The sequence below is a fragment of the Sphingomonas bacterium genome (assembly GCF_903644055.1).
Lineage (GTDB): Bacteria > Pseudomonadota > Alphaproteobacteria > Sphingomonadales > Sphingomonadaceae > Sphingomonas_I.
This window is the reverse complement of the sequence record NZ_CAHJXD010000040.1, coordinates 1-5,599: the sequence shown is the minus strand read 5'-3', so window position 1 is coordinate 5,599 and position 5,599 is coordinate 1. Positions and strand designations below refer to the sequence as shown.

5 protein-coding genes and 1 pseudogene are annotated in these 5,599 nt (G+C 69.1%); 3 read left to right on the top strand and 3 right to left on the bottom strand.

The features are described from left to right. The 3 genes and pseudogenes from HUU94_RS01770 to HUU94_RS01760 all read right to left on the bottom strand — a co-directional run. Window positions 1–471: pseudogene (locus tag HUU94_RS01770) on the bottom strand (hypothetical protein); the annotation flags it as partial. 8 nt (window positions 472–479) lie between these two features. Beyond that, complete coding sequence (locus HUU94_RS01765; protein WP_174273411.1) at window positions 480–1,454, bottom strand: diacylglycerol/lipid kinase family protein; 975 nt, start codon at window positions 1,452–1,454, stop codon at window positions 480–482. Beyond that, window positions 1,451–1,981, bottom strand: coding sequence for a DUF2141 domain-containing protein (locus HUU94_RS01760; protein ID WP_254601857.1), 531 nt, complete (start codon window positions 1,979–1,981; stop codon window positions 1,451–1,453). Before HUU94_RS01760 ends, HUU94_RS01765 begins: the two co-directional genes overlap by 4 nt. 125 nt (window positions 1,982–2,106) lie before the next feature. Here HUU94_RS01760 and lptF point away from each other — a divergent pair, with 125 nt between their 5' ends. From lptF to HUU94_RS01745, 3 genes are all read left to right on the top strand, one after another. After that, the gene (gene lptF, locus HUU94_RS01755; RefSeq protein WP_174273410.1) at window positions 2,107–3,318 is read left to right on the top strand and encodes an LPS export ABC transporter permease LptF; all 1,212 of its coding nucleotides are present in this window, start codon (window positions 2,107–2,109) and stop codon (window positions 3,316–3,318) included. Beyond that, complete coding sequence (lptG, locus tag HUU94_RS01750; RefSeq protein ID WP_174273409.1) at window positions 3,315–4,415, top strand: LPS export ABC transporter permease LptG; 1,101 nt, start codon at window positions 3,315–3,317, stop codon at window positions 4,413–4,415. Before lptF ends, lptG begins: the two co-directional genes overlap by 4 nt. After that, a partial coding sequence (locus tag HUU94_RS01745) for a lipopolysaccharide biosynthesis protein (RefSeq protein ID WP_302480172.1) occupies window positions 4,412–5,599 on the top strand: 1,188 nt, incomplete at its 3' end. The genes lptG and HUU94_RS01745, both read left to right, overlap by 4 nt.

Below are 5,599 nucleotides of genomic sequence, written 5' to 3'. Positions count from 1 at the left end.
CGCCGCCGCCAGCAGCGACGGCGCGGCCTTCGCCACCGCCGCCACCGCGCTTTCGGCGGCGCGGCGGTCGGCGCTCCATACGAGCCGCGACGGCTGGGCGAAGCGCGCCCAGACCGAGACATTGCGCGTCCGCGACGAAGCCAGCCGCGCGAAATCCCGCTCGCTCAGCACCGCATATTTGGCGACGAGGGGCCCGAGCGCGAACGGGAAGACGTTGGGCGGCAGCAGCCGGTTGGCGGCGGCCAGCCAGCGCTTGCCGAAGGCGCGACGGTAATCGGCGACGATCAGGTAGAAATCGAGCATCAGCCCGTCGAGCCGCGCCTCGCGCAGGCAGGAGCCGTAGAACAGCATCGCGCGGGCACCCGGATGCCGCGCGGCGATCGCTTCCGCCATCGCGGCGACTTCGGGCAGGACGGGCAAGGCGAGTTCGGCCTCGACCAGCGCCACCAGCTCGGCCGTCGGCGCGGCCATCGGCCGGGTCAGGCCGCGAGGCGGAGGAAGGAGAGCGGGTTGGTCTGGCGCAGCACGATCGCCTGGCCCTTGCGCGCCTGGAAGATTTCGCCGTCGAGGATCACGCTCGATCGCTCGCCCTCGATCCGGATCTCGTCGCCGCGCTCGACATGGACGCCTTGCAGCTTGGCGCTGCCCAGCCGGCCGAGCATGCTCGCCAGCGTCGCGCGGACCAGCGCCATCGGATTCTGGTCGACGACCATCAATTGCAGCGCGCCGAGATTGCCGCCCTGCACCGCGACGTTGGTGCCCATCAGCATCTTCTTGAGCGTCGTGACGATCAGCAGCGAGAAATGCCCCTGGATCTGGCCGTGGCGGATCAGGGACACCTTCACCGCCGAGGGCTTGGGCGGCAGGAAGGCCGCGCGCATGCCGATCACCAGCGACAGGAACAAGGCGAACAATGTGAGGACGTGGCTGAGCCCGTTCGAAAGCCCCAGCGGATAGACCTTGTTGCGGCAGTAGAGCATCGCATCGGCGAGCCCCGCGCCGCCGAGGAACATGCCGAGCACGGGCATCGCGCCATCGTCGCCCCGGCTGAGCGCGATCAGCTCGCGTTCGACGACATGATCGCGGAAATCGCCGCGCGCCAGCTCCAGCACGCGCTCGAGCGCGACGATCGGATCGCCGACCGCGCCGAGATCGAGCGCGATCAGGTTGGTCTTGCCGTTGGGCAGCACCGCGACCGGCGGGACCGAGGCGCCGAACGCGCTGCCGTGATAGAGTTCGGTGAGGATCGTCTGGACGGTGCCGTCGCCGCCGTTGATCACCAGCACCTGCGGCCGGACGCGCGCGATCGTGCGCAGCGCGGCGCCGATCTGGTCGACATCCTCGACCTCGTAATGGAAGATTTCGCTATGCTGCGCGCAGAAGCTGCGCACGCGCGGCAGCATCGCGCGGTTGCCCGTTGATCGGGGATTGGAGAGAAGCGCGATCCTGGTCATTCCGCGTGGGCGACGCCGGCGAGCGCGATCGGCTTCAACTGGCCGTCCTGCACGTAATTCATCGTGACCGAAACGCGCGCGATCCCGCTGACCCGGACCTGCACCTCGGAGGCGGGCGGCTTGCGCCGGAACAGCGCATCCATCAGCGACATGTTGGGATTGCCCGAAAAGCCCGCGCCGTCCTTCATCGAGACGCCGCCGCCCAGCGTATGGCGGACCGAGATCGCATAGGTGCCCGCCTTGGGCACGGGCACGCAGACCTCGATGTCGCGCGCGACGGGCGCCACCTCGACGCGTTCGAGATAGGTGCCCTTGTCGAAATAACCGGCGGGCTCGCCGCCATAGGATTGGACGCGGACCACGCCTTCGCGGCTCTTGAGCCCGACGACCTTGACGAGGATCGCGCTCTTGCCCGAGCTCCTGGCGCAATCGCCCGCGCGCGGCCCCATCACGGCGGATGCCGCGGCCGTGACGGGCAGTGCGAGACCGATCAACGGTACGGCGAAGCGGACAGGCAGTTTCAACATGACCTCGGCACCTTCGGAAGCTATAGCCCGGCCCGCAATCGCGTGGCCGGCGCAAAACGCGCCCCCTTGAAGCTCGCAGATCGGCACTGATTGCGGCCAGAACATGGTGATGAGGCGTCGGCAATTTGATACCCGCTAAGCTCGTCGATCGTTACCTCGCCCGCCTCATCGCCGTGCCGCTCGCCGCCACCATGGTGATCGCGGCGATGCTGCTGCTGCTCGAGAAGATGCTGCGCCTGTTCGATTTCGTCGCGCAGCAGGGCGGGCCCGTCAGCGTGGTATGGCGGATGCTCGCCAACCTCATCCCCGAATATCTCTCGCTGGGCATCCCGATCGGGCTGATGCTGGGCGTGCTGCTGGCGTTCCGGCGGCTGGCGGTCTCGTCGGAGCTCGATGTGCTGATGGCGACGGGATACAGCTATCGCCGGCTGCTGCGCGTGCCCTACATGTTCGCGGGCGCGCTCGCCTTCGTCAATCTGATGATCGTCGGCTTCCTCCAGCCTTATTCGCGCTACGCTTATGAAGGGCTGCGCTACGAGCTGCGCACGGGCGCGCTCGGCAGCTCGATCAAGGTCGGCGAGTTCACCACTTTGGGCAAGGGCATGACGCTGCGGGTCGAGCGCAGCCAGGACGGCGGGCGCGAGCTTTCGGGCATCTTCGTGATGGCCGAGCGCGACGGCGCCAAGAAGCTGGCGGTGACCGCCGAGCATGGCCGCTTCATGGCGACCGACGATGTCAACACGATCATCCTGCGCCTGCGCAACGGCAGCCTGGTCCATGACCAGCCCGGCTTTTCGAGCCCGCGCGTGCTGACCTTCGCCAACCATGATCTGCCGATCGACCTGCCCAAGGAAGGCGCGTTCCGTCTGCGCGGCGGGCGCGACGGCGAGCTGACGATCCCCGAGCTCGTCCGCACCGGCCATGCCGGCAACGGCGACAAGAAGGAGGAGCGCAAGAGCCGCGCCGAATTCCATTTCCGCCTGACCGAGGTGGCGACGATGATGCTGCTGCCCTTGCTCGGCGTCGCGCTGGCGGTGCCGCCCAAGAGATCGAGCTCGGCGGTGGGCGTGTTCCTGTCGATCGTGATGATCGTCAGCTATTACAAGATCAACGAATATGCCGAGGCGCTGGGCGCGCGCGGCGGGATGAGTCCCTTCTTCGCATTGTGGATACCCTTCGCGCTGTTCGCGGGGCTGATCTGGTGGATGTACAGCACGCTGGCGCATGTTCCCGGCGGGCAGCCGATCGCCGCGCTGGAGCGGCAGGCGAGCAGGTTCGGCGCGTGGCTGCGGCGCCGGTTCGCGCGGCACGATCCGGCGGCGATCGCGGCGGGATGAGGCAGGGCTTCCCCTTCTTCGCGTCGCGCACCGTCACCTGGTATCTGGCGCGCACCTTCGTCGCGCGTTCGGCGGCGGTGCTCGCCGGGCTGGTCATCATCCTGATGGCGCTCGACCTGCTCGGCGAAAGCGGCGACATCCTCGCGGCGCCCGGCAACGGCCAGGCGGCGATCTGGCATTATGTCACGCTGCGCATCCCGCAGCTCATCCAGCGCTTCATTCCCTTCGCGGCGCTGCTCGGCACGCTGATAACGCTCGTCCGCATGAACCAGAACAGCGAGATCATCTCGATGAAGGCGGCGGGGATTTCCGCGCACCAGATCCTCGCGCCGCTGATGCTGTCGAGCGTCGCGATCGCCGGGCTCAATTTCTGGTTCGACGATCGCGTCGTCGCGCGCGCCACCGCGACGCTCACCGCCTGGCAGGATGCGCAATATGGCCCGGTCTCCGCGCAGAGGAACATGGTCACCAATATCTGGGTGCGGTTCGGCGACGATCTCATCCACGTCGACGAGGTGACGGGCAGGGGCAAGGCGGCGGTGCTCCACCGCGTGACCTATTATGATCGCGAGAAGGATCGGCTGATCGCGATCGCGACCGCGACGCACGGCGTGCCCGCGGGCGATCGCTGGAAGCTGATCGACGTCAAGCGCTTCGATGTCGCGAGCGGCGATACCAGGCCGCTGTCGGCGGTGCTGATCGCGCCGGGGCTCGATCCCAGCCGCTTCACGCTCGCCAACGTCAACGGCGACGGCCTGTCGTTCCGCGCGCTGGCCGATACGGTGGCGCAGTTGCAGGCGGCGGGCCGCCCGACGAGCGCGCTGCGCACCCAGATCTGGCACAAGATATCGGGGCCGCTCTCGATCGTGCTGATGCCGCTGCTCGCCGGCATCGCGGGGTTCGGGCTGGCGCGATCGGGGCGGCTGTTCGTCCGCGTCGTGATCGGCATGGGGCTGGGCTTCCTCTATTTCGTCGCCGACAATTTCGCGCTGGCGATGGGCAATATCGGTGCCTACCCGCCCTTGCTCGCCGCCTGGGCGCCGTTCGCCTTGTTCCTGCTGATCGGCGAGGCGGTGCTGATCCGCACCGAGGAGTGAGCGGGGACGCCGGGGCGAGCGCCCACGCCGCGCGGCGTAGCGCGGCGAGGGGCGCATCCTCGGTGGCGCTGTCGCGGCTCGGCAACGTGATCGAGGTGGTGAGCCAGCCCGCCTATACCTGGATGTTCGGGCTGCCGGCCTACGGGCTCTACCAGGTGCTTTGGAGCCTGGTGAACATCGCCGAGAATATCTTCGATCTGGGCGTCACCAGCGGGTTGCAGCGCATCCTGCCGCGCGCGGCGGACGCGGCGGAGAAGGCGCAAGCGGTGCGCGCGGCGCTGCTGCTCGGGCTGCTGCCCAACTGCGCGGTGGCGGTGCTGGCGTGCCTCGCGGCGCCGCTGATCGCGGGTCGCCTCAACGTCGCCGCGCAGGATCTGCCGCGCCTCGTCACCGCGATCCGGCTGTTCGCCTGGGCGCTGCCGCTGTGGGCGGTGATCGAGGTTTCGACCTCGGCGGTGCGCGCCTGCCACGCGTTCGGGCCCGAGGTGCGGCTGCGGCTGATGTGGGAGCAGATGGCCCGGCTTGGCGCGGCGGTCGCGCTGTGGGCGGCGGGGATGCACATGCTGGGGCTGCTGATCGCGCATCTGATCTCGCTGAGCATCACCGCCGCCGCGGCGCTGCGGCTGCTCGATCGTTACGTGCCGCTGCGCGATATCCTGGGCGTCCGCGCCGGGCGCGCGATGACGGGGGACATGCTGTGGTCGGGCCTGTCGGTGCTTCCCGCAAACATCCTCGGCCGCGTGTTCAGCGATATGGCGACGGTCGCCGCCAACCTGCTCGCGCCGGGCGCCGCGGGGGCGAGCGCCGCGGGCGTCTACGCGATCGCGCGCAAGGTGGCGAGCATCCCGCAGATCGTCCGCCAGACCTTCGGCTATGTGCTGGGGCCGATCGCGGCGGCGCAGGTGCGCGGCGACAGAGCGACGATCCAGGCGCTCTACGATTTCGCGGTGCGGCTGTCGCTGCTGCTGGCGCTGCCGACCTGCGCGGCGCTGATCGCGGCGGGGCCGGCGCTGCTCGGGCTGTTCGCCAGGGGCGCGGAGGCGGGGCTGCCGATCCTCGCGATCCTCACCGCCGCGCGCGGGGTGGAGGCGGTGATCGGCCCGGCCTCGGCGATCCAGCAGGTGATCGGGCGGCGCTCCCTGCCGCTGCTCAACAGCGCGCTTTCGGTGGCGGCGAGATCGGAA

What these genes read in the sequence shown, in the direction of transcription:
- HUU94_RS01765 (WP_174273411.1), bottom strand. Translation starts at nt 1,454, where the DNA reads ATGACCAGGATCGCGCTTCTCTCCAATCCCCGATCAACGGGCAACCGC.
- HUU94_RS01760 (WP_254601857.1), bottom strand. Translation starts at nt 1,981, where the DNA reads ATGTTGAAACTGCCTGTCCGCTTCGCCGTACCGTTGATCGGTCTCGCA.
- lptG (WP_174273409.1), top strand. Translation starts at nt 3,315, where the DNA reads ATGAGGCAGGGCTTCCCCTTCTTCGCGTCGCGCACCGTCACCTGGTAT.